Source organism: Dysgonomonas sp. PF1-14 (genome assembly GCF_029892965.1).
In the GTDB taxonomy this organism is placed as follows: Bacteria; Bacteroidota; Bacteroidia; order Bacteroidales; family Dysgonomonadaceae; genus Dysgonomonas.
On record NZ_JARXWN010000002.1, the window covers coordinates 18,280 to 39,443 of the forward strand.

Genomic DNA, 21,164 nt, shown 5'->3' on the forward strand with positions numbered 1-21,164 from the left:
AGAAAATCTAAACTAGTATGTTAAAACCTATTCCTATAAAAGATGATTTGTTTTATATAGGTGTAAACGACCGCACAAAACATCTTTTCGAAAATTTATGGCCTTTACCCAAAGGTGTTTCATATAATTCATATCTAATTGTCGATGAAAAGACTGCTCTGTTCGATACCGTAGATGTATGTTATTCGGATCAGTTCTTTCACAAACTCGAAATAGCACTTGATGGCAGGCTGCTCGACTATGTAATCATTAATCACATGGAACCCGATCATTCGGGCTCTCTGGGATTGCTGAGGAGCCGTTTCCCGAATGTACAGGTAGTAGGCAACAAGCGTACTGCCGATATGGTGCAGGGCTTTTTCGGAATAACCGATGGTGTAATGGTAATAGACGATCTGGACGAATTATCGCTGGGTAAGCACAATCTTGTTTTCCATCTGACGCCTATGGTACACTGGCCGGAGACTATGATGACCTACGATACTACTTATAAGATAGTATTTTCGGGCGATGCTTTCGGTACATTCGGCACATTGGATGGTGGTATCACTGATGCCCAGTTGCACCCCGAACGATATTATGACGAAATGATCCGCTATTACTCCAACGTGGTAGGTAAATTCGGTTCGCCTGTGCAAAAGGCATTGGAAAAACTGGCTACGCTCGATATTAAATATATCTGTTCTACACATGGCCCGGTATGGACATTGGACGACCAGATAAAGAAAGTAATAGGCATATATGATAAACTCAGCCGCTACGAAGGCGATGAGGGTGTAGTTATAGCTTACGGCAGTATGTACGGGCACACAGAGCAAATGGCAGAGACGATTGCTTATGAGCTTGCACAGCAAGGGATACGAGAGGTGATACTGCACAATGTTTCGAAACGCTCGCATTCTTACATCATCCGCGATATATTCAAATATAAAGGTCTCATAGTAGGTTCTCCTACATATAATAACAAGTTATTTCCTGAGGTAGAGTATCTGTTGTCTAAGATAGAAGGACGTGATATGAAAAACCGTTATTTCGGCTACTTCGGTTCATTCACATGGGCAGGTGCGGCAGTGAAACGCCTGGCACAATTTGCTATCGATACCAAGTTTGAAGTAGTGGGCGAGCCGGTAGAAATGAGACAGGCTATGCGCCTCGACACCTACGATGCGTGTATCTCGTTGGGTAAAGCTATGGCAGATAGATTGAAACAAGACAGATAAACTGTTGAGACATAAATTATATATAAATAGGGCTGTCAATCAAAGACAGCCCTATTTATATGTCAGCAACCAGATTCTTTATGATTATTTGCCACGCCATTTAGTAACTGTTTAAATTTGATTGGCACTCTTATTTTGTATTAAGTAATACATAATATTTGTTGTCGTTTTCAATTCTGTAGGGGCGAAATATCTTTCGCCCGCAACTATATCGGGCGAAAGATATTTCGCCCCTACTACCTAAGAAAATAAGACAATATTTATTATCCATTACTTATTTCAAATATATTTTTTCTTTTTATTCGCAGGTTTAGCGGGCTAAACCAAAAGTGGAAAGTAGAAAATAGAGAAGAAAGAATAAAAGTTACTTAAGGTATGGGATAATAGTATATCTCATTTTATTATGGTCTGATGGATTACTCCTGTACTGCCAGATAATTATAGTCACTCACTACCTTACGCAGAAAAACCTTATCTGGACCGTCGTAGCTATAACCTGTTATGGTCTTTATCTTATCGGCAAGCCTTTGGCTGAAGTAGTCATTGTCGCGCATACGCTTATCTTCGGTGATAGAAATAATAGTCTGAATATCCCTGTCCGACAATTTATCCAACACATCGGCATAAGTAACCTTGTAGTCTTCATGAAAATCGAGATCGGTAATAGACAATTCCCTGTTACTGGCATTCAGCCTCAGATCGATAACCGTAGTACCTGCCAGCAGATCGCCTAAACGTTGCGACTTTTTGGTAACGGCGACCATAATAACACCGAGAAATCCGTATGTCATCGAAAAATCGACGAGCCTGAACAGCCACCTTATCAGGAAAGAACCTGTGGACGGTGCTGTGCCATCGACATTTACCACCCTGATCTTCATTATCATCTTACCGGGACTCTGTCCGTTATTTAATGTTTCGAACAGAAGATCATAAAATACTATAGGAAAAAAGAACACAATCCAGATAAGAATAGCAGCCAGTTCCCCATCTAACACCGCCTGAGCACCTAACGGATTTGAATATATGAATGAGAATATCCACAGCCAACCGAAGAACCAGACAATAATAAGAATATAGTCTATAATATAAGCTAATATTCGTTTGCCTATATTAGCTACTTCATAGTCTATTGTTACGTTTTGCGTGGTTTGAACTTCTATTATCATCTTTTTTAATACAAGTAATTGGCAAATTTAGTTTTTTCAAATGATTATTTATATATTTTTATTATTATTTTCGCCCAAAGAACTATATTTGTAATAATATACGAATACTTTATTCACCTATTTGAATGAGAGAAGCCGCATTTATTAAAGAGAATAGAGATAAGTGGCAAAAGATAGATAACGAAACAAAAGGAACAGCTATTCCTGCGGAGACTTTGGCTAACAACTTTATAGAACTTACCGACGACTTGTCGTATGCACGTACTTTCTATCCCAAATCTCAGACCGTCAGATATCTGAATCAGCTTACAGGCCGCTACTTTATAAATATATACCAGTATCGCAAAAGGGATAAGGGGCGCTTCTTCCGCTTCTGGAAAGAAGAATTACCGCTTATCATGTATAAGTACAGGAAGCATATGCTCTATTCTTTCCTGTTCATGTTTGCCGGTGTATTACTTGGTGTATTCTCTTTGCAGCAGGAATCGCAATTTGCGAATCTTATACTCGGTCCCAGCTATGTGAATATGACAATCGAAAACATAGAGAAAGGCGATCCTATGGCTGTCTATAAAGACGATGCCAAGCTTTCCATGTTTTACGGCATAGGGACAAATAATATACGTGTAGCCTTTCTTGCCTTCATTTTCGGCATTTTCTTTTCGGCTGGCACTGTATGGATTATGTTTTCTAACGGGGTTATGCTCGGGGTGTTCCAATATCTATTTTATACCAAAGGGTTGCTGTTTACATCTGCCATCACTATCTGGCTGCATGGTACGCTCGAAATATCGGCTATCATCATTGCAGGCGGGGCGGGGCTTATCTTAGGCAACAGCCTGTTGTTTCCGGGCAGTTATAAGCGGTCTTATCTGTTGATGAAGTCTGCCAAAGATGCGCTGAAAATTGTGGTCGGGCTTATCCCTGTATTCATTACAGCCGCCTTCATCGAGAGTTATCTTACACGGCTCACCGAAATGCCTGTGTATTTCAACCTGACGATTATAGGCCTCTCAGCCTTATTCATTATATGGTATTTCATCTATTATCCTTACCTTGTCAATAAAAGAAAACATGAAAGAACAAGAGAAAATTAAGTTATTCGGAAGCAGAGACTTTGCCGGAAACTTCGATATGTCGCTAAAATTTATCAAACAGAACTTTTTTCCTATAGCTAAGGGAATCGCCTACCTGATCCCTCTCTTCCTCATAGGCTCATATTTCATACCTAATATATTTAAACTTTATTATCATCTTGGAGGCAATGTGAACAACCCCAATGCGGCAAACCTCGTGTTTGAAGACTTTTCTCCTCTAGGTGTATTTGTCGGCTATATATTATTTGGTGGAGCCATGCTGGCTATAGCGTTATACACAATTTCTTACATGGCATTATATGTAAAATCGGAAGACGGAGTAGTAAACAGTTCTGATGTATGGAAAAAAGTGACAGGGGCTATATTGCCTATACTAGGCGCATCCATCCTGTTCGGCATTCTAGTCCTTATAGGATCGGTACTTTGCTATATTCCGGGAATTATGGTTGCCGTTTATTTAGGATTCTATATCTACGTGTATATCAACGAGGATTTGGGTATCATCGACAGTTTCAAGCGCAGCTACGAACTGGTACAGAATAATTTCTGGATTACACTCGGTTTTAGCATTGTATTTTCTTTCCTTATAGGTATGGTAGCGATGGTATTTACCGCTCCGTTTTATGTAGGTATGATAGCGAGCATGTTACAGGTAGAATTCTTCGCAAACGATATCGTGTTTATTATATTCGTTTTCATTGCCATAATAGGATATACATTCCTTTACCCCGCATTCTATATGGCAATGGGCGTAATGTACTACAGCCACAGAAACAAACTGGAAAATCTGGACTTAAACACAGAGATAGACAATATAGGCAGCTACAACAACGGACAAAACCCTCCGTATTAAAAACTAAGAGTGACAGGCAGTAAACTACATATCACTCTGGTCAGGGGCATTCTCATAATGCTCTTCGCCTGTTTGTACCTCTCATCGGCAGCACAAGCTGACTCTATTCCCATTCCACAAGTTGAGCAAGCAGCCGAACCAGTAGAATTCAGAGTTCCTGATAAAACTAAAATAGAAGAGTTCCAGAAAGACAGCCGTTTCAATTACGAACGTGTAGAGAAGCAAGCTTCGTGGTGGGACAGGCTTCTCGGTAAAATCATCTACTTCTTTGCCCGCCTGTTTGGGGAAACCATTGGTAGCGGGATACCCAGCATGGTGGTTATTCTGGTCATAATACTCGCTTTGAGCCTGATCACACTAAAGTTGCTGGGCGTGGATTACAAATCTATTCTGAGCAAGAAAAAAGTAGATACATCCGAAATAGATATCTATTCGGAGAATGTCCATGATATGGATTTCGACACACTGATAGCCAATGCCCTAAAGAACAGGGACTACAGGCTGGTCATACGATTTCTCTACCTGAAAAGTCTGAAATCGTTGTCAGATAAAGAGATTATAGAATGGAAAGCCAATAAGACCAACTATAGTTACCAGTACGAAATAGAGAATTCGGCACTGCGTTCTAAATTTCTGGAAGCTACGCTGATTTTCGACTATGTATGGTATGGTGAGTTCTCTCTTGACGAACAGCAATTCTCCGATGTGTATAGCAGGATGGACAGCTTTAATAAAACGATAGCCAATGAAAGATAAGAAGATAATAGCACTGATAGCTGTGATTGTCATCTTAGTATTCGGGTTGGCATACGCAAAAAGCAAAAGTCCAAAAGCTGTGGACTGGCGTCCTACGTTTATCAATACCAGGACAAGCCCCTACGGTACATATATTACATACAAGCTGCTCGACAGTATATTTTATACCAAGAATATACGCACTACCCGCGTGCCGATATACAATAACCTGAAAAATGGGTTGGACGAATATTTCGGAAAAGACGAGGCTTACGATTTAGACAGTTACGAATCATACGATTACGGACAGCAGGAAGATAACAGCAATACGGATAACATAGAGGAAACCTATACCATGAGCGATATTCCCGTCGAAGAATATGACAATACCGACAGCCTGGAATACGTTGAAGAAAACAGCGATCCTACAGCATGGTATCATTATTTGGACAACCTGTCGGATACCTCGTCCTACCTGTTCATCAATCGGGAATTCAACCTTGACAAGCTAGACCTGGAATATCTGCTCGATTTTGCCGGACTGGGAAATAATGTATTTATTTCTGCCGAGTTTTTCGATCATAAGCTGGAAGACACATTAGGAATCAGAAGCAACAAACCGTATAATTACAATGATACCATATTTTCGTTGACAGACTATCCCACAAAAAAATATAGGTTTCAAAGCCTACAGGGCAGCACAAAGCTGAATACCGACAGTTGCAAGCATCCCGTAAGAACATTAGCTTTTAATAATGTAAAAGATACTGTATTCATCGATATTTCGTACGGAAAGGGACATATCTATCTGCATACCATCCCTACCGCCTTTGCCAATGTGAACATGTTGCAAACCGATAAGTACGACTTCGGTTTCAGATGCTTGTCGTACCTACCCAAAGACAATAAGATCATATGGGACGAATACCAGAAACAGGGATCTATAGCTGAAGGCAGCACATTCAAGGTAATGCTGGAAAATCCGCCTCTGCGCACTGCTCTGTATATCATTCTGGGAGGATTCCTTCTGTTTATGATTTTCAGGGCAAAACGTACGCAGCGTGTCATTCCTGTAATACAGCCGCCGGTAAATTCATCACTCGAGTTTCTGGGAACAATAAGCAACCTCTATTACAAAAAGAAGGACTTACATACCATCGTGGAGAAACGCCATGCTTATTTCCTCGATTTTATCAGGAAAAACTATTATATGTCGACCGAAAATATCGACAATGATTTTACAAACGTACTCAGTGCCAAATCGGGTGTAGATAAAGAAAAACTGAATGAGCTCTTCTTTCTGTACAAAGATATGATGAGCCTAGCATATATACCCAACGAAACATTTTTGAAATACAACCACTTGTTGGAAGAATTTTATAGAAACGTGAAAAACAAATAAACAGAATCATATATGTCAGACCTAGAATTCCAGTCGAGAATAGATTTCTCCGAATTGAGCCAAAGCGTTCAGAACATAAAGAGTGAAATAGGCCGCGTCATCGTAGGTCAGCACCAGCTGATAGAACAAATGATTGTGGCTATTCTGGCAAACGGCCATATACTAGTAGAGGGCGTACCCGGTGTGGCCAAAACCCTTTCGGCAAAATTGCTTGCCAAAACTATAGAGGTAGGTTTCAGCCGCATACAGTTTACCCCCGACCTCATGCCTTCCGATGTATTGGGTACAAGTGTATTTATACCGGGATCGGGCAAATTTGAATTTAAAAAAGGGCCCGTATTTTCCAATATTGTACTGATAGACGAGATAAACCGTTCCCCTGCTAAAACGCAAGCAGCCTTGTTTGAGGTGATGGAAGAGCGTCAGGTGACGAATGACGGTACGACCTACAAAATGGATTATCCGTTCCTTGTAGTAGCTACCCAAAACCCGATAGAACAGGAAGGCACATACCGCCTGCCCGAAGCACAGCTCGACCGTTTTCTGTTCAAGATTCTGGTAGATTACCCGAATATTGTGGATGAAATAACCATTCTGGACAGACAAAACAAAGGTGAGCTTTCTGCCGATATCGGTATCAATCCGGTACTGACGGCAAGCAAGTTGCAAGAACTGAGAAACGCTGTAGACAAAGTGCTGGTAGAGCATCACTTACTGGAATATATAGCCCAGATAGTAGCTGCCACACGCCAAAGCCCTTGGATAACATTGGGTGCTTCGCCGCGTGCATCACTGGCTATACTCAATTCGGCAAAGGCACTGGCTGCCATCAGAGGGCGCGACTTTATCACGCCTGACGATATCAAAGAAATGGCTGTACCTGTACTACGCCACAGAGTTATATTAACACCCGAAAAAGAAATGGACGGTACATCTACCGACACAATTATATGCCAACTAATAGACAAAGCGGAAGTTCCCCGATAATCCGGTTCTTTAAGAGTCTGTATCTTACAAACCGTTTCTTCGTCACACTGGCTCTATGTGTGATGGGCTTCTTTGCGTGCTTTATCTTCGATGAGTATTATTACATAATGCAGATTCTCTTTGGGGTATTCTGCGTATTCCTCCTGCTCGACATCGTATCGGCATACCGGCAGAAGAAAGGCATCACTGCATCGCGAAACTGCCCTGAGCGGCTCTCGAACGGAGATGTGAATACTATTTCGATAGAAGTATCTAACCGATACCCATACAAGGTGAATATAAAGATCATTGAGGAAGTACCATTCCAGTTCCAGAAAAGGGATCTTACATTCAATGCCTCGCTGGACAACGATGCGACCGAAACATTCTATTATGACCTGCGTCCTACCCAGAGAGGTCTTTACCTGTTCGGCGCACTGAATATCTATGCAGCAGGGATATTCGGCTTTGTAAGTAAACGCTATATATTCGACAGTCATAAAGATGTGGCCGTTTACCCGTCATTCATAGAAATGCACAAATATGAGCTGCTCGCCGCATCGCACCGCCTGACGGACTATGGTATAAAGAAGATCAGACGCATCGGGCATGCTACCGAATTTGATCAGATAAAGCATTATACATTTGGCGATGACCCGCGCACCATCAACTACAAGGCTACAGCACGCATGAATCAGCTGATGGTAAATACATATCAGGAGGAGAAGTCGCAGCCTGTATATTGCCTCATAGACAAAGGGCGGACAATGAAGATGCCGTTCAACGAAATGACATTGCTCGATTATGCTATCAATTCTACTTTGATGGTATGCAGTACAGCGCTGAATAAAGGTGATAAGGCCGGACTGATTACTTTCTCTAAAGATATAGACGAGCTACTGCCTGCGGACAAACAACGCCGCCAGCGAAATAAAATACTGGAAACGCTGTATGCACAGCGAACCGACTTTAAAGAGTCGGACTATGAACGCCTGTACGTTACGGTGAGAAGAAAACTGACACAACGCAGCCTTATTATTCTGTACACCAACTTTGAGACTGTAAACGGTATGCGCCGCCAGTTAAGATACTTGGGGCGTATGGCTAAGGATCATTTAGTACTGGTCGCATTTTTCCTCAACTCGGAATTTAACGAGGTACTCGATTCACAACCGGCAAATATAGAGGAAACATTCCGTAAGGGAATGGCAGAAAAGCTATCAAACGACAAGTTCCTCATCGTAAAGGAGCTGAACAGGCACGGTATTCATACCATACTATCCAAGCCGGAAAATCTGACAATTAATTCTATCAACAAATATCTCGAATTTAAAGCCAGAGGATTGATATAAAAAAACGACCGGTAAGTAATTTCTCTTCTCCGGCCGTTCTTCCCATTACATTCTAAAACTATTTATTAGCATCTTTACTGGCTATGGCATCTACTACCGCTACAGCCGTAAGGTTTATTATATCTCTGACCGAGCTTTCTATGTCGGTAAAGTGTACGGGCTTGCGTAACCCCATCTGTATAGGGCCGATGCTTTCGCCTGCAATACCGAGTTCCATCAACAGTTTACTGGATATATTGGCTGAACTCAGGTTAGGGAATATCAATGTATTCACATCTTTACCTTTCAGTGTATTGAACGGGAATGCATGGTCTCTCAGATCCTTATTCATGGCAAAATTCAACTGCATTTCTCCATCGATAACAAAGTCCGGATAATTCTCGTGGAAATATTTGATAGCATTGGATATACTTTTCGGGCCACCATCTACATCTGCACCATAGTTAGAAAACGACAGCATAGCCATCACCGGCTCGGTAGCAAAATAGCGTACTGTATCGTGCGACAGTTTTACGATCTCGATCAGTACATCTTCATCCGGCCAGCGATTGATCAGCGTATCGGCAAGGAAATAAGGGCCTTTTTTAGTCTGTACAATGTGCATAGCCGCAAAATGCTTATACTGAGGCTTCAAACCGATAACTTCAAGCGCTGTGCTTGCAAATTCGCGATAGTGGCTGTACACTCCCGTAATAACGGCATCGGCATCACCTGTCTCCACCATCATCATACCAAAATAGTTGCGATCGCTCATTTTCTCGAATGCTTCCTGATAGCGGATACCTTCCCTCGATTTTTTATCACTCAGTATAGTAGCATAGCGGGAACGGCGTATGTCTTCCGAAATATTACGGTGGTCTATTATCTCAACTCCTTTCAGGTCGATACCATTTTCGCGGGCAATATTTCTTATGCGGTCTTCACTACCCAGCAAAATAGGATGACACAGGCCTTCTTTGTGTGATATAACGGCCGCCTTTATCATATTGATATGATTACCTTCACAATACACCACACGCTTCGGTTCACTTTTAGCCAGAGTATTCAGACTATGGGTAAGCTTATTGCTATATCCCAGCATTTCATCCAGCCTGTTTTCGTATGCTTCCCAGTCTGTTATCTCTTTGCGGGCTACACCGCTTGCTATTGCTGCTTTTGCCACAGCTATAGATACTACCGTCAGCAAACGCGGATCGAGAGGCTTGGGTATAATATAATCGCGCCCGAAACTCAGTTTTTTAATTTCATAGGCTGTGTTTATTACATCGGGAACAATATCTTTTGCCAGATCGGCAATAGCACGCGATGCAGCCAGCTTCATTTCTTCATTTATAGAGGTTGCCCTCACATCGAGTGCCCCTCTGAAAATATAAGGGAAACCGAGTACGTTGTTCACCTGATTAGGATAATCGGAACGTCCTGTGGCAAAAATAATGTCGTCGCGTGATGCCATCGCTTCGTCATACGAAATCTCAGGATTCGGATTAGCCAATGCAAAGACAATCGGATCATTATTCATTTTGCGTATCATCTCTTTGGTCAGCACATCGGCAGAAGAAAGTCCGACAAATACATCTGCACCTTCTATGGCATCGTCGAGTGTAACAAGGTCTGTATCTGCTGCAAAATATTTCTTTGTCTCGTTCAGGTCTTGTCGTTTGGTAGAAAGCACTCCCTTGCTGTCGCACATAATAATGTTTTCTTTTTTCAGCCCGAACTTCATATACAACTTGGTACAGGCTACAGCCGAAGCTCCGGCACCATTGACCACAAGTCTGACCTTAGTAATGTCTTTCCCCGCTATATCCAGAGCGTTCAGTAAGGCTGCGGCAGATATAATGGCTGTCCCATGCTGGTCGTCGTGCATCACAGGTATATCGAGTTCTTCTTTCAACCTTTTTTCTATTTCGAAGCATCCGGGTGCTTTTATGTCTTCCAGATTGATACCCCCGAATGTAGGTGAAATCGCTTTTACCGTCTGTATAAATTTTTCAGGGTCTTTCTCATCCACTTCTATGTCGAATACGTCTATCCCTGCATATATCTTAAACAGCAGACCTTTTCCCTCCATCACCGGTTTACCTGCCAATGCTCCGATATCGCCCAGCCCGAGAACAGCTGTGCCATTCGAGATAACAGCTACCAGATTTCCTTTAGCTGTGTAGTCGTACGCCAGTTGAGGATCTTTTTCTATTTCGAGACAAGGTTCGGCTACTCCCGGAGAGTATGCCAGCGATAAGTCGTTTTGAGTACTGTGCGGTTTGGTAGGAACAACTTCAATTTTACCGGGCTTGCCTGAACTATGATACTTCAAGGCAGCTTCTTTAGTAACTTTAGGCATAGTGCTACAGCTTTTAAGAAATTATAAACTAATATCAGCAAAGGTATGAAAAAGGAACTGTACGGAAGACTTATTTAACAATAATCATTATGATTAAATAACATGTTTAAAAGCATATAATCGAGAATAAAAAGACTAACAGACACCCATTTTAAGTATTTTTAATTTCAAAATGACAAAAAAATCATTTATTCTTCAATACCTCACGAGCTTTCTCTATGATTGTATCCAGCCCCTTAGCCATATCTTCGTCTGTCATATCCACTTTTATATCAGGGTCTATGCCAAATTCGATCTGGTTCTTTTCGGCATCGAGAAACGGAGAAGCTGAAAAACGTACAGACCAGCTATTTGGAATTTCGGAAGTGAAAGGCAGGCCGCTCCCCCCTCCTGTCCTGTCACCTATAAGGATTGCATTGGGTGCATAGCGCATGGCATTTACAAAATCGTTGGCGGCACTAAAACAACTGCGGTTGGTAAGTACGGCTACTTTCTTCTGATATCTGACACCACTGGATGGCTCCACATATATTTCGTATGGCTTAGAAAAATCGTTATGTCCTTTGCCGGTCTTGTGCATGACATGGCTCACCAGCGTTTTTTTATTCATGAAGTGAGACGCCAGTTTTTCGCTGTTCGACATATATCCTCCGCCATTATCCCTGAGATCGAGAATAATACCATCGCAGATAGCAAGCCGGTCGAGTACCTGATTGAGGTTGCCCTCTCCTATTCCACTCGAAAAGCTACCGTAATAAACGTACCCTATATTATCGTCAAGTATCTTATATCTCAATCCTCCGGCAATGCCGTAATCGGTACCGAGATAGTTTTTCTGTATTTTTGCATCAAAATTATCGGGATAGTCTTCAAACCATTTCCAGTAACGGGCTACATTGTGGCTAGCCACAAGATTGACGTGACCGTCTTTCACCTCAGCCAGCATTTCGCCCATTACGCCGAAAAAGGCATCGTTACTCATATTTTCACTTATGCGCTCCGAGTAACGCTTGTGGACTTCGTTCCAATCTACATTTTTGTATTCGAAAAAGCAGTAATGTTCATCCATTATTTTCCACAGAACTTCAAAGTTTCCTCTCTTAGTATTGGTTTGTTGGGCATCTTCTTCGAAACATGAAGAAAACAGTAAGGTAAATAAAAGATATATAACGATTTTACTTTTCATCTAGCTGGTTTTTGCGGGTACTCATCTCATATAATGATTCGGTTAATACTATCAGCATTAGCCGTTCGACAAATATACGAGATTTTTCCACGATTGGAAACAGCAAGTAATTTATCCAATACGAAAAAAACATCAGGGTAATAACAGTTCCTTAAACTCTTCGTATGAATAGCGGTAGTAATTGAGGTCTACATGACCATCAACTCCGGGTAGTTCCCCTTTATGCGAAAACTGCCAGATTCTCCAGTTCTTTAAATCTTTCGAGGGTTCATTATGCAGGTCGCACATCCAGATAATGTTATCTGCAAAATTTCCTTTTATATACAGTTTATAGCAGTCCTTATTTGTATATATTACAGGATGTACGCCGAAACGTTCGTATAGTTCGTTTTCGAGGGCTTTCAATTCAGTTATTACCCCTTCTACATATTTGGCATCTTTGCTGTAGGGGTTTGCAGGCGAGTGCTCTACATCTATGGCAGGAATCATATCTCCTTGTTGGAATTTCGCTTTTTTCAGGAAATGTTGTGCCTGTTCTTTACCCGACAGACCGAAAGTATAGAAGTGGTATGAGCCTGTTTTGATATTGGATTTGCGAGCCAGATCGTAATTATAAGGATAATTCCGGTCTTCGTGTGTCGTGCCCTCTGTGGCTTTCAGGTAGGCAAATGTAATATTCTGGTCAAGTACACTTTCCCAGTTTAGTATCGGGTTATGATGCGAAACGTCTATACCTTTTACAAAGTACTTATTGGAATCAAAAGTTTCCGATTCCCCGAAGTAGTCTTTTATGATAAAAAAGGCAAAAAGACCTAAACATACCACAACAACAAAAAGCAGAATATACTTTTTTCCATTCTGCTTATCTGTTTTTTTCTTGCGGGTTACCTTTTTTCGCGGCTTGCGAACAGTCTTTTTAGCCATCCAAATCGGTTATTCAAATATTGCAGTCTCCGAAAAAATCTTTCCTGCCTTATCTTTTGCCGACAATATAAGTTCATCCTCACTTATACCCCAATCTATATTTATAGTCGGGTCGCTCCATAGCAGAGATGCTTCGTGCTGAGGGGCATACACATTGTCTACCTTATACGAAAATATTGCTTCCGGACTTAAAACCAAGAATCCATGTGCAAATCCGCGGGGAACAAAAAACTGTTTTTTATTATCTTCGGTCAGTTCTATAGAGAGGCTTTGCCCGAATGTGGGAGAAGATCTGCGCAGGTCTACAATAACATCGAGCACACTTCCTTTGAGTGCTCTTACCAGTTTTGCCTGAGCATATTCTCCTGTCTGATAATGCAACCCGCGTAAAACACCGCGTGTCGATTTGGATTCATTGTCCTGAACGAAATCTACTTTCCCTATATGTTTCTCGAAATCTTCTTTTTTGAATGATTCCATAAAGTATCCACGTTCATCGGTGAATACTCTGGGCTCTATTACCCATACTCCCTTTATGCTTTGCTCCGTAAATTTCATATATCAGTCCAATAAGCTTAGAATATATTGTCCGTACGCAGTTTTGTCGAGACGCTCTCCTAATACACGCAGTTGTTTATCATCGATCCATTTGTTTCTCCATGCTATCTCTTCAATACAAGAGATATAGAAACCCTGACGATTTTGGATAGTCTCCACATAGTTTCCGGCTTCGAGCAGGCTGTCACAGTTACCTGTATCGAGCCAAGCAAATCCGCGTCCGAACAACTGTACCTGCAATGTACCTTCTTCGAGGTAACATTTGTTGAGGTCTGTTATTTCATACTCGCCACGAGCCGATGGTTTTAAGGCTTTAGCTTTTGCTGTTACACTGCTATCGTAGAAGTAAAGACCGGGAACAGCGTAATTCGATTTCGGAACAGATGGTTTTTCTTCCAATGATAATACTTTACCATTCGCATCGAATTCAACGACTCCGTATGCACGCGGGTCTTTCACATAGTAGCCGAATATACAGGCTCCATTATTCAATGAGGCGGCTTCCTTCAACATTTTGGAAAATCCTTGCCCGTAAAACATATTATCACCCAAAATGAGGCAGCCGGGTTCACCATTGAGGAATTTCTCACCCAGAACGAATGCCTGTGCCAGACCGTTAGGTACTTCCTGCACTATATATTCAAACTTCATACCTAATTCTTCGCCCGAGCCGAACAGGTCTCTGAACATAGGCAAATCACGCGGGGTAGAGATAATCAATACTTCGCGTATTCCGGCCAACATCAGCGTAGACAAGGGATAATAAATCATAGGTTTGTCATATACCGGCATAATCTGCTTCGATATAGCTTTGGATAGGGGGTAAAGTCGTGTTGCACTTCCTCCTGCAAGGATAATACCTTTCATCTTCTGTAATGGATTTTTAATTAATATTGTGCAAATATAACCTTAATAGTGATAAATACACAACCCTGCAATCATGATTTTTGCATTTTAACTGAGGGTTTCTTTTATCTGATCTGTGACATGATACAATATTTCACGTTTTTTGTTAAAAATAAGATATATATAACCATGCCAAATTTCGCTATTTCTAAAAAAAAGTATTCCTTTGTGTTGATTTATTACGATATAATATATTATTAGATTACCAATCCGATGAATAATAAATATTTTGCATTTCTTGCACTTCTTCTGCTATGCGGAAGTTTCTCTATCCATGCTCAGGACAACCCTGAAAAAGCGAAACAACAGCAACGCTACTTCGATATAAATAAGAATATAGAGATATTCAACTCTGTCGTACGCGAGATGGACTTGTTCTATGTAGACAGTATAGATATCAATAAAAGTGTACGGAGCGGAATAGACAATATGCTGAACACGCTCGATCCTTACACTACCTATTTCAACAAGGACGACATGAAGGATTTCAGCACACAGATTACCGGTGAGTATGCCGGCATCGGGGCTGGGATCGCCTTCAAAGACAATAAAGTAGCCATTACAGAACCCTTTGAAGGAAAACCGGCAGATAAGGCGGGGCTAAAGGCTGGTGATTATATTCTCGAAATAGACGGAAAAGATATGACTACCTGCGAGAAGGTAGAAGGCGAAGCTTTCGGGCGTACACTCAGTAGTTTTGTCAGTTCCAATCTGAAAGGGCAACCCGGTACTACCATACAGTTGAAAGTAGAACGTCCGGGTGAGAAAAAGCCAATGTTAGTAAAAGTAGTACGTGAAAAAATCAATATCGACCCAATACCATATTACGGACTGGCAGATGCGAAGACCGGATATATAAACTTCAATAGTTTCACTGATAAGAGCGCAATGGATGTAAAAAATGCCTTCCTCGATCTCAAAAAACAAGGCATTACATCTCTGGTTTTAGACCTGCGCCAGAACGGCGGAGGTATTCTCGAAGAGGCTGTACAGATCGTAAACATGTTTGTTCCGAAAGGAAAAGTCGTACTATCTACTAAAGGGAAACTGAAACAACTGGACAGAACATACCGCACCACTCTGGAACCTACCGATACGGATATCCCCATCGTGGTACTGGTAGACAGGGGATCGGCTTCTGCTGCTGAGATTGTTGCAGGATCGTTGCAGGATATGGACAGGGCAGTGCTGATAGGTGAACGCACATTCGGCAAAGGGCTGGTACAGTCGCCTCGCGAACTTCCATACGGAGGTGGAATCAAAGTTACCACATCAAAATATTATATACCAAGCGGCAGATGCATACAGGCCATAGACTATTCGCACCGTAATGCCGATGGCAGCGTAGGACGCATACCCGACAGCCTGACCACCGTATTCCATACAGAAGCAGGACGCCTGGTAAGAGACGGCGGAGGTGTATCGCCGGATATCATATTCGAAGAAGAAAAAGTACCAACTATCACCTATTACCTGGCAAATCAATACATCGTTTTCGACTGGGTTACCGACTGGGCTACCAAACATAAGTCTATAAGCTCGCCCGAAACATTCTCTATATCGGATAGCGACTACGAAGATTTTAAAACATACGTTAAATCGAAAGATTTCCAGTACGACCGTATGAGCGAAAAATCAATGGCATCGCTCAAAGAGGTGATGGAATTTGAGGGATATATGAAATATGCCGGAGATGAATTTAAAGCATTGGAAGCAAAACTGGTTCCTAACCTCGACAGAGACCTTGAAACCTTCAAAGACGATATAAAGAAACAAGTAAATACCGAAATCATCAGGCGTTACTATTACCAGAAAGGCGAATATATCTATACGCTGAAAAATGATAAGGAACTGGCTAAGGCCATAGAAACGCTGAACGATACCGAGTTGTACAAAAAAACGTTGTCTGCACCCGAAAAGGCAGAAGTTGAGAGTCAGAATATAGCATTAAACTAATAAACAAACAGGAGGTATCCCAACCGGATATCTCCTGTTTTTATCATTGATATAATCACTGACTGAATAAAACCTGACAGCCAAAACAATAACTTGTTCAATATTTTACGTCCGACAACTAAGGTCTTCCACTAAAAATTATTATCTTTGTCGTCCTGTTGAGGGCTAAATATGAAATTACCAATAAACTACAAGTAACAGCAAATAGATTTTTGGCCCGTATCATAAATATACAAAAGCATAACCCAACTTAAAAAATGGAATATAATACCCAATTAAAGAAACTGGCTCTTCCCGAGTATGGAAGAAATATACAGAATATGGTTGACTACTGTCTGACTATACCTGAGCGGGAAGAACGCAAACGATGTGCAAATACAATCATCAACATTATGGGAAATATGTTTCCTCATCTGCGTGACGTAAACGATTTCAAACATATATTGTGGGATCATCTGGCTATCATGTCCGACTTCAAACTGGATATAGACTATCCGTACGAGATAGTAAAAAAGGAAGACCTTTATTCTAAACCATCCAAAATAGAATACAGCCGTCCCGATATGGAATACCGTCATTATGGTAAAACATTGGAGAAAATGGCTAAGATGATAGAATCCATAGAAGACCCGAAAGAGCGTGAGCAATTCACATTGTTGGTTGCTACACATATGAAAAAATCGTATATACAATGGAATAAGGAAGTTGACGATCAGAAAATATTTGTAGACCTGTACGACTTATCGAATCGAAAGGTGGATATCCGCAATTCGAACATTAAGTTACCGGAAATGAAGGATCTGGGACAACGCAACAATAACAGCAGCAACAATAATAACGGCAAGAAAAACCAGCAGCAAAAGAAGAAATAAGGTTTAACGACGGGAATGATAAAGGAGAGTGAAGTTTTTAAAATAGGGAAACTTGTCAAACCACATGGTATAAAAGGTGAAATAAGCTTTGCCTTCGAAAACGATGTATTCGATCGTGTAGATTGTCCGTACCTGATTTGCCGCATCGACAATATACTTGTACCCTTCTTTATCAAAGAATACCGTTTCAAAGGCAGTGAGACTGCGCTTATCACCTTTGAGGATATAGACAGCGACCGCAAAGCCCTGCGAATGGCGGGTCTCGATGTCTATTTTCCCCGCAAATATTATGAAGAAGACAGCGATGAGAATATAGAATATTCGTGGAACTTCTTCATCGGATTTTCGGTAACGGACAAGCTTGCCGGAGAACTGGGCATAATAGAAGCCATAGATGATAAGACACTGAATACTCTCTTCCTCATAAAGAACGAGGATGAAGAACTGATTATCCCTGCCACAGAAGATTTCATCGAAAAGGTAGACCCCAAAAAGAAAGTATTATATCTGAACCTGCCCGAAGGACTGATATAACAATCCCAATCCATCCACAATCTACAGCATACTCTTGCATTTACAGAATTTAAAAAATTGCATATTGACAGAATATAGAGTCTATTAATTGCAATTTTCTATATTTATACCTTATATTACCAAAAATAAAATTATAACTTTGCTTTTTAAGTTAGTAATGTAATTTATGGTTGAAACTATTATTATTTTTTATTGATATTTTTATCAATATAGCAGGGTTGCTAAAACTTATCCGCTCCTTTGCTAAAGGAGGTTATGGATAGAAAAGTAATAAAAAAGAAAAATAATGCGAAACCGTTACTTTTTAGTTAAAATCTTAATTGCCTCCTGCTTTAGCTGGAGGGTTGAAAGATAAAAAATGAAAGGCTTTAGCCGAAATACTTTGACTAAAGTCATAGTTTGACAAATTAGTATTCCATGCCTAAAAAAGGCATGGCAATTAAAAAAATAACGTTGCATTTGTCACTCACTGCTGACTGAATAGTTACTTTTTAGTTAAAACAATCTCAGACGAAGGCGCTAAGACGCAAAGAGAGAGAATACTAGCCTGTAGGGGCGAACCTATGTATTCACCCGAAAGACGAAGAAAACGGATAGACCCAACGGCCTGCCCCTACAAGAGGAAAAGTAACAAGAGTTGAAAAACAGTGCTATTTCATTACATTCGTTACTTTTTAGTTAAAATTTTAATAGCTAAATTTGTTTTATATAATAAATGAAAGATCGGATAATAGTAAAAATAGGAAGTCAGATACTTACCCGCAGAGACGGCACGCTGGATGTAACCCGCATGTCGGCACTGGTAGATCAGATTGCGGAACTACATAAGGGAAATATAGAAGTGATACTTGTCTCTTCGGGGGCTGTAGCATCGGGCAAAACGGAAATCAAGGCCAAAGCAAAGCTGGATACGGTTTCTTCGCGCCAACTTTATTCATCCGTAGGGCAGGTAAAGCTTATAAACCGCTATTCAGACCTGTTTCATCAACATGGAATTGTTTGCGGACAAATACTGGTGACAAAGGAGGACTTTGCCACGCGCCGCCACTATCTCAATCAGAGGAACTGTATGGGCGTGATGCTCGACAACAAAGTAATTCCTATAGTAAACGAAAACGATGCTATTTCCGTAAATGAACTGATGTTTACGGACAATGACGAATTGTCGGGGTTGGTAGCTGCTATGATGGGCGGAAAAAAGCTGATCATACTGAGCAATATAGACGGTATATTCAGTGACGACCCTAAAAAGCCTGATGCAAAACTGTTCAGGACGATAGACATACATAAAGACAATATAGAAAACTCTATACAGTCATCGAAATCGGCTACAGGACGCGGAGGTATGACAACGAAATACAATGTTGCCCGCAAAGCGGCCGAAGAGGGCATAGAAGTGATTATAGCCAACGGACGCAGGGAAAATATACTGATAGACCTCGTAAAAGGAAAAGAAGAGGCCTCAACCCGTTTCATACCCTCCACTAAAGGCACTACCAGTGTAAAAAAATGGATAGCACACTCCGAAGGTTTTACCAAAGGGGAGATACATGTAAACCAATGTGCGCGTGAAGTGCTATTGAGCGACAAAGCCGTAAGCCTGCTACCTGTAGGGGTTACCAGTATCACCGGTAATTTCGAGGCTGATGATATTGTACGTATTATCGACGAAGCAGGGAAACAGATCGGTATAGGAAAAACGGCATACAGCAGTGAGAAAGCAAAAGAGATAATCGGAAAGAACAATAAGAAAGCAATTATTCATTACGACTATTTATATATTGAGAAATAAATATGGACGACTATCACCAGAGTACGTTCCGGCAGGTTAGAGAAGCAGGCAGAAGCCTGAACTTGCTGGAAAAAACAGAAATCGATGCAATACTGGAAGCTATTGCTAAAGAAACCGAGTCTAAGATGTATTACATCCTTGCCGAGAATCAGAAAGACCTGCAACGGATGGATACAAGTAACCCAAAATACGACCGCCTGCTGCTCGACGAAGAGCGCATTATGGACATCGTAAAAGATATCCGCAAGGTGGCCACCCTACCCTCTCCTACAGGAAAAACACTGATACAGAAAACACTGGATAACGGATTGCAACTTTCTAAAGTCACTGTTCCGTTCGGAGTTATCGGTATTATTTACGAAGCCCGCCCGAATGTGAGCTTCGATGTATTTTCATTATGCCTCAAATCGGGTAATGCCTGCATACTGAAAGGAGGTTCGGATGCCCGTTTTTCGAACGAAGCCATTATAGACCTGATACGGAATGTACTGGACGAAAACGGCGTGAATCCGAATGTATGTACGCTATTGGCTAACGACCGCGCAGCAACTGAGGAACTATTGAATGCACGCGACTATGTAGACTTGATCATTCCACGCGGAGGGCAGGAACTGATAAACTATGTACGCGAAAATTCCCGCATACCGGTCATAGAAACAGGTGCAGGCGTATGCCATACATACTTCCATAAAGACGGAGAGCTCGATAAGGGACGAAGGATAATTACAAACGCTAAAACCCGAAAAGTGAGTGTATGTAACTCACTGGATTGCCTCGTTATAGACAAAGACAGACTGGATGACCTGCATTTTCTTTGCGAAGAACTGGAAAAGAAAGATGTAGTAATATATGCAGACAAACAGGCTTATGAAGCCCTGTTCCCATACTATTCATACGACTTGCTGAAGAAAGCAGACGAAACGAGTTTCGGCACCGAATTTCTGGACTATAAGATGTCGATCAAGACCGTAGGGAACATTGAAGAAGCCATCAGCCATATATCTCAATACAGTTCTAAACACAGCGAAGCCATAATCAGCGAAGACAGAGAAGCAATCTCTATTTTCGAAAAAATGGTAGATGCAGCCTGTGTTTATGCCAATGCATCGACAGCCTTCACCGACGGGGCACAGTTCGGTATGGGGGCAGAAATCGGAATAAGTACCCAGAAGATGCACGCACGAGGCCCGATGGCTCTGGAAGAATTGTGCACTTATAAATGGATTATAGAAGGAAACGGGCAAACCAGATCATAATTATAAATTATGAATTATAAGTTATGAGTTATAAATCTGAGAATA

At 41.3% G+C, this 21,164-nt stretch carries 18 protein-coding genes; 12 read left to right on the forward strand and 6 right to left on the reverse strand.

What is annotated here, in order from left to right:
* The first annotated feature begins 17 nt into the window (after window positions 1–17).
* Entirely contained in the window at window positions 18–1,220 is a 1,203-nt protein-coding gene (locus tag M2448_RS02390; protein WP_280644679.1) for an FprA family A-type flavoprotein, read from the forward strand.
* A 416-nt stretch (window positions 1,221–1,636) separates the two neighbouring features.
* On the opposite strand, the gene M2448_RS02395 is transcribed toward M2448_RS02390, so the two are convergent.
* On the reverse strand, window positions 1,637–2,389 hold the full coding sequence (locus M2448_RS02395; protein WP_280644680.1) for an RDD family protein: 753 nt from the start codon (window positions 2,387–2,389) through the stop codon (window positions 1,637–1,639).
* A 125-nt stretch (window positions 2,390–2,514) separates the two neighbouring features.
* Between M2448_RS02395 and M2448_RS02400 the strand changes: the two genes are divergently transcribed.
* From M2448_RS02400 to M2448_RS02425, 6 genes are read left to right on the forward strand one after another with little or no spacing between them, the layout of a single operon-like run.
* The gene (locus M2448_RS02400; protein ID WP_280644681.1) at window positions 2,515–3,486 is read left to right on the forward strand and encodes a stage II sporulation protein M; all 972 of its coding nucleotides are present in this window, start codon (window positions 2,515–2,517) and stop codon (window positions 3,484–3,486) included.
* The gene (locus M2448_RS02405; RefSeq protein ID WP_280644682.1) at window positions 3,464–4,339 is read left to right on the forward strand and encodes a hypothetical protein; all 876 of its coding nucleotides are present in this window, start codon (window positions 3,464–3,466) and stop codon (window positions 4,337–4,339) included. The genes M2448_RS02400 and M2448_RS02405 overlap by 23 nt, the downstream gene beginning before the upstream one ends.
* A gap of 9 nt (window positions 4,340–4,348) precedes the next feature.
* Window positions 4,349–5,095, forward strand: coding sequence for a hypothetical protein (locus M2448_RS02410; protein ID WP_280644683.1), 747 nt, complete (start codon window positions 4,349–4,351; stop codon window positions 5,093–5,095).
* Complete coding sequence (locus M2448_RS02415; protein ID WP_280644684.1) at window positions 5,085–6,476, forward strand: DUF4350 domain-containing protein; 1,392 nt, start codon at window positions 5,085–5,087, stop codon at window positions 6,474–6,476. The genes M2448_RS02410 and M2448_RS02415 overlap by 11 nt, the downstream gene beginning before the upstream one ends.
* 12 nt (window positions 6,477–6,488) lie before the next feature.
* Entirely contained in the window at window positions 6,489–7,463 is a 975-nt protein-coding gene (locus M2448_RS02420) for a MoxR family ATPase (protein ID WP_280644685.1), read from the forward strand.
* Complete coding sequence (locus tag M2448_RS02425) at window positions 7,427–8,794, forward strand: DUF58 domain-containing protein (protein WP_280644686.1); 1,368 nt, start codon at window positions 7,427–7,429, stop codon at window positions 8,792–8,794. Before M2448_RS02420 ends, M2448_RS02425 begins: the two co-directional genes overlap by 37 nt.
* Before the next feature lie 58 nt (window positions 8,795–8,852).
* Here the strand turns inward: M2448_RS02425 and M2448_RS02430 are convergent, their stop codons facing one another.
* From M2448_RS02430 to rfbA, 5 genes are all read right to left on the reverse strand, one after another.
* Complete coding sequence (locus tag M2448_RS02430) at window positions 8,853–11,135, reverse strand: NADP-dependent malic enzyme (RefSeq protein WP_280644687.1); 2,283 nt, start codon at window positions 11,133–11,135, stop codon at window positions 8,853–8,855.
* 184 nt (window positions 11,136–11,319) lie between these two features.
* The gene (locus tag M2448_RS02435; RefSeq protein ID WP_280644688.1) at window positions 11,320–12,321 is read right to left on the reverse strand and encodes a S41 family peptidase; all 1,002 of its coding nucleotides are present in this window, start codon (window positions 12,319–12,321) and stop codon (window positions 11,320–11,322) included.
* A gap of 132 nt (window positions 12,322–12,453) precedes the next feature.
* The gene (locus M2448_RS02440; RefSeq protein WP_280644689.1) at window positions 12,454–13,245 is read right to left on the reverse strand and encodes a GH25 family lysozyme; all 792 of its coding nucleotides are present in this window, start codon (window positions 13,243–13,245) and stop codon (window positions 12,454–12,456) included.
* Between the two features lie 9 nt (window positions 13,246–13,254).
* Entirely contained in the window at window positions 13,255–13,803 is a 549-nt protein-coding gene (gene rfbC, locus M2448_RS02445; protein WP_280644690.1) for a dTDP-4-dehydrorhamnose 3,5-epimerase, read from the reverse strand.
* 3 nt (window positions 13,804–13,806) lie between these two features.
* A complete protein-coding gene (rfbA, locus tag M2448_RS02450; RefSeq protein ID WP_280644691.1) occupies window positions 13,807–14,670 on the reverse strand; it encodes a glucose-1-phosphate thymidylyltransferase RfbA in 864 nt (287 codons plus the stop codon).
* Between the two features lie 252 nt (window positions 14,671–14,922).
* On the opposite strand from rfbA, the gene M2448_RS02455 reads away from it, so the two are divergent.
* The 5 genes from M2448_RS02455 to M2448_RS02475 all read left to right on the forward strand — a co-directional run bounded on the left by M2448_RS02455 (window position 14,923) and on the right by M2448_RS02475 (window position 21,119).
* Complete coding sequence (locus tag M2448_RS02455) at window positions 14,923–16,665, forward strand: S41 family peptidase (RefSeq protein WP_280644692.1); 1,743 nt, start codon at window positions 14,923–14,925, stop codon at window positions 16,663–16,665.
* 257 nt (window positions 16,666–16,922) lie between these two features.
* Window positions 16,923–17,537: a DUF4290 domain-containing protein gene (locus M2448_RS02460; RefSeq protein ID WP_280644693.1), complete on the forward strand. Its 615-nt coding sequence runs from the start codon at window positions 16,923–16,925 to the stop codon at window positions 17,535–17,537.
* A gap of 15 nt (window positions 17,538–17,552) precedes the next feature.
* On the forward strand, window positions 17,553–18,071 hold the full coding sequence (rimM, locus tag M2448_RS02465) for a ribosome maturation factor RimM (RefSeq protein ID WP_280644694.1): 519 nt from the start codon (window positions 17,553–17,555) through the stop codon (window positions 18,069–18,071).
* Between the two features lie 715 nt (window positions 18,072–18,786).
* Window positions 18,787–19,863 carry a glutamate 5-kinase gene (gene proB, locus M2448_RS02470; protein ID WP_280644695.1) on the forward strand — a complete coding sequence of 359 codons (1,077 nt, stop codon included), beginning with the start codon at window positions 18,787–18,789 and terminating at the stop codon, window positions 19,861–19,863.
* 2 nt (window positions 19,864–19,865) lie between these two features.
* Window positions 19,866–21,119 carry a glutamate-5-semialdehyde dehydrogenase gene (locus M2448_RS02475; RefSeq protein WP_280644696.1) on the forward strand — a complete coding sequence of 418 codons (1,254 nt, stop codon included), beginning with the start codon at window positions 19,866–19,868 and terminating at the stop codon, window positions 21,117–21,119.
* Window positions 21,120–21,164: the final 45 nt, after the last annotated feature.

What these genes read in the sequence shown, in the direction of transcription:
- M2448_RS02390 (WP_280644679.1), top strand. Translation starts at nt 18, where the DNA reads ATGTTAAAACCTATTCCTATAAAAGATGATTTGTTTTATATAGGTGTA.
- M2448_RS02395 (WP_280644680.1), bottom strand. Translation starts at nt 2,389, where the DNA reads ATGATAATAGAAGTTCAAACCACGCAAAACGTAACAATAGACTATGAA.
- M2448_RS02400 (WP_280644681.1), top strand. Translation starts at nt 2,515, where the DNA reads ATGAGAGAAGCCGCATTTATTAAAGAGAATAGAGATAAGTGGCAAAAG.
- M2448_RS02405 (WP_280644682.1), top strand. Translation starts at nt 3,464, where the DNA reads ATGAAAGAACAAGAGAAAATTAAGTTATTCGGAAGCAGAGACTTTGCC.
- M2448_RS02415 (WP_280644684.1), top strand. Translation starts at nt 5,085, where the DNA reads ATGAAAGATAAGAAGATAATAGCACTGATAGCTGTGATTGTCATCTTA.
- M2448_RS02420 (WP_280644685.1), top strand. Translation starts at nt 6,489, where the DNA reads ATGTCAGACCTAGAATTCCAGTCGAGAATAGATTTCTCCGAATTGAGC.
- M2448_RS02425 (WP_280644686.1), top strand. Translation starts at nt 7,427, where the DNA reads ATGCCAACTAATAGACAAAGCGGAAGTTCCCCGATAATCCGGTTCTTT.
- M2448_RS02430 (WP_280644687.1), bottom strand. Translation starts at nt 11,135, where the DNA reads ATGCCTAAAGTTACTAAAGAAGCTGCCTTGAAGTATCATAGTTCAGGC.
- M2448_RS02435 (WP_280644688.1), bottom strand. Translation starts at nt 12,321, where the DNA reads ATGAAAAGTAAAATCGTTATATATCTTTTATTTACCTTACTGTTTTCT.
- M2448_RS02440 (WP_280644689.1), bottom strand. Translation starts at nt 13,245, where the DNA reads ATGGCTAAAAAGACTGTTCGCAAGCCGCGAAAAAAGGTAACCCGCAAG.
- rfbC (WP_280644690.1), bottom strand. Translation starts at nt 13,803, where the DNA reads ATGAAATTTACGGAGCAAAGCATAAAGGGAGTATGGGTAATAGAGCCC.
- rfbA (WP_280644691.1), bottom strand. Translation starts at nt 14,670, where the DNA reads ATGAAAGGTATTATCCTTGCAGGAGGAAGTGCAACACGACTTTACCCC.
- M2448_RS02455 (WP_280644692.1), top strand. Translation starts at nt 14,923, where the DNA reads ATGAATAATAAATATTTTGCATTTCTTGCACTTCTTCTGCTATGCGGA.
- M2448_RS02460 (WP_280644693.1), top strand. Translation starts at nt 16,923, where the DNA reads ATGGAATATAATACCCAATTAAAGAAACTGGCTCTTCCCGAGTATGGA.
- rimM (WP_280644694.1), top strand. Translation starts at nt 17,553, where the DNA reads ATGATAAAGGAGAGTGAAGTTTTTAAAATAGGGAAACTTGTCAAACCA.
- proB (WP_280644695.1), top strand. Translation starts at nt 18,787, where the DNA reads ATGAAAGATCGGATAATAGTAAAAATAGGAAGTCAGATACTTACCCGC.
- M2448_RS02475 (WP_280644696.1), top strand. Translation starts at nt 19,866, where the DNA reads ATGGACGACTATCACCAGAGTACGTTCCGGCAGGTTAGAGAAGCAGGC.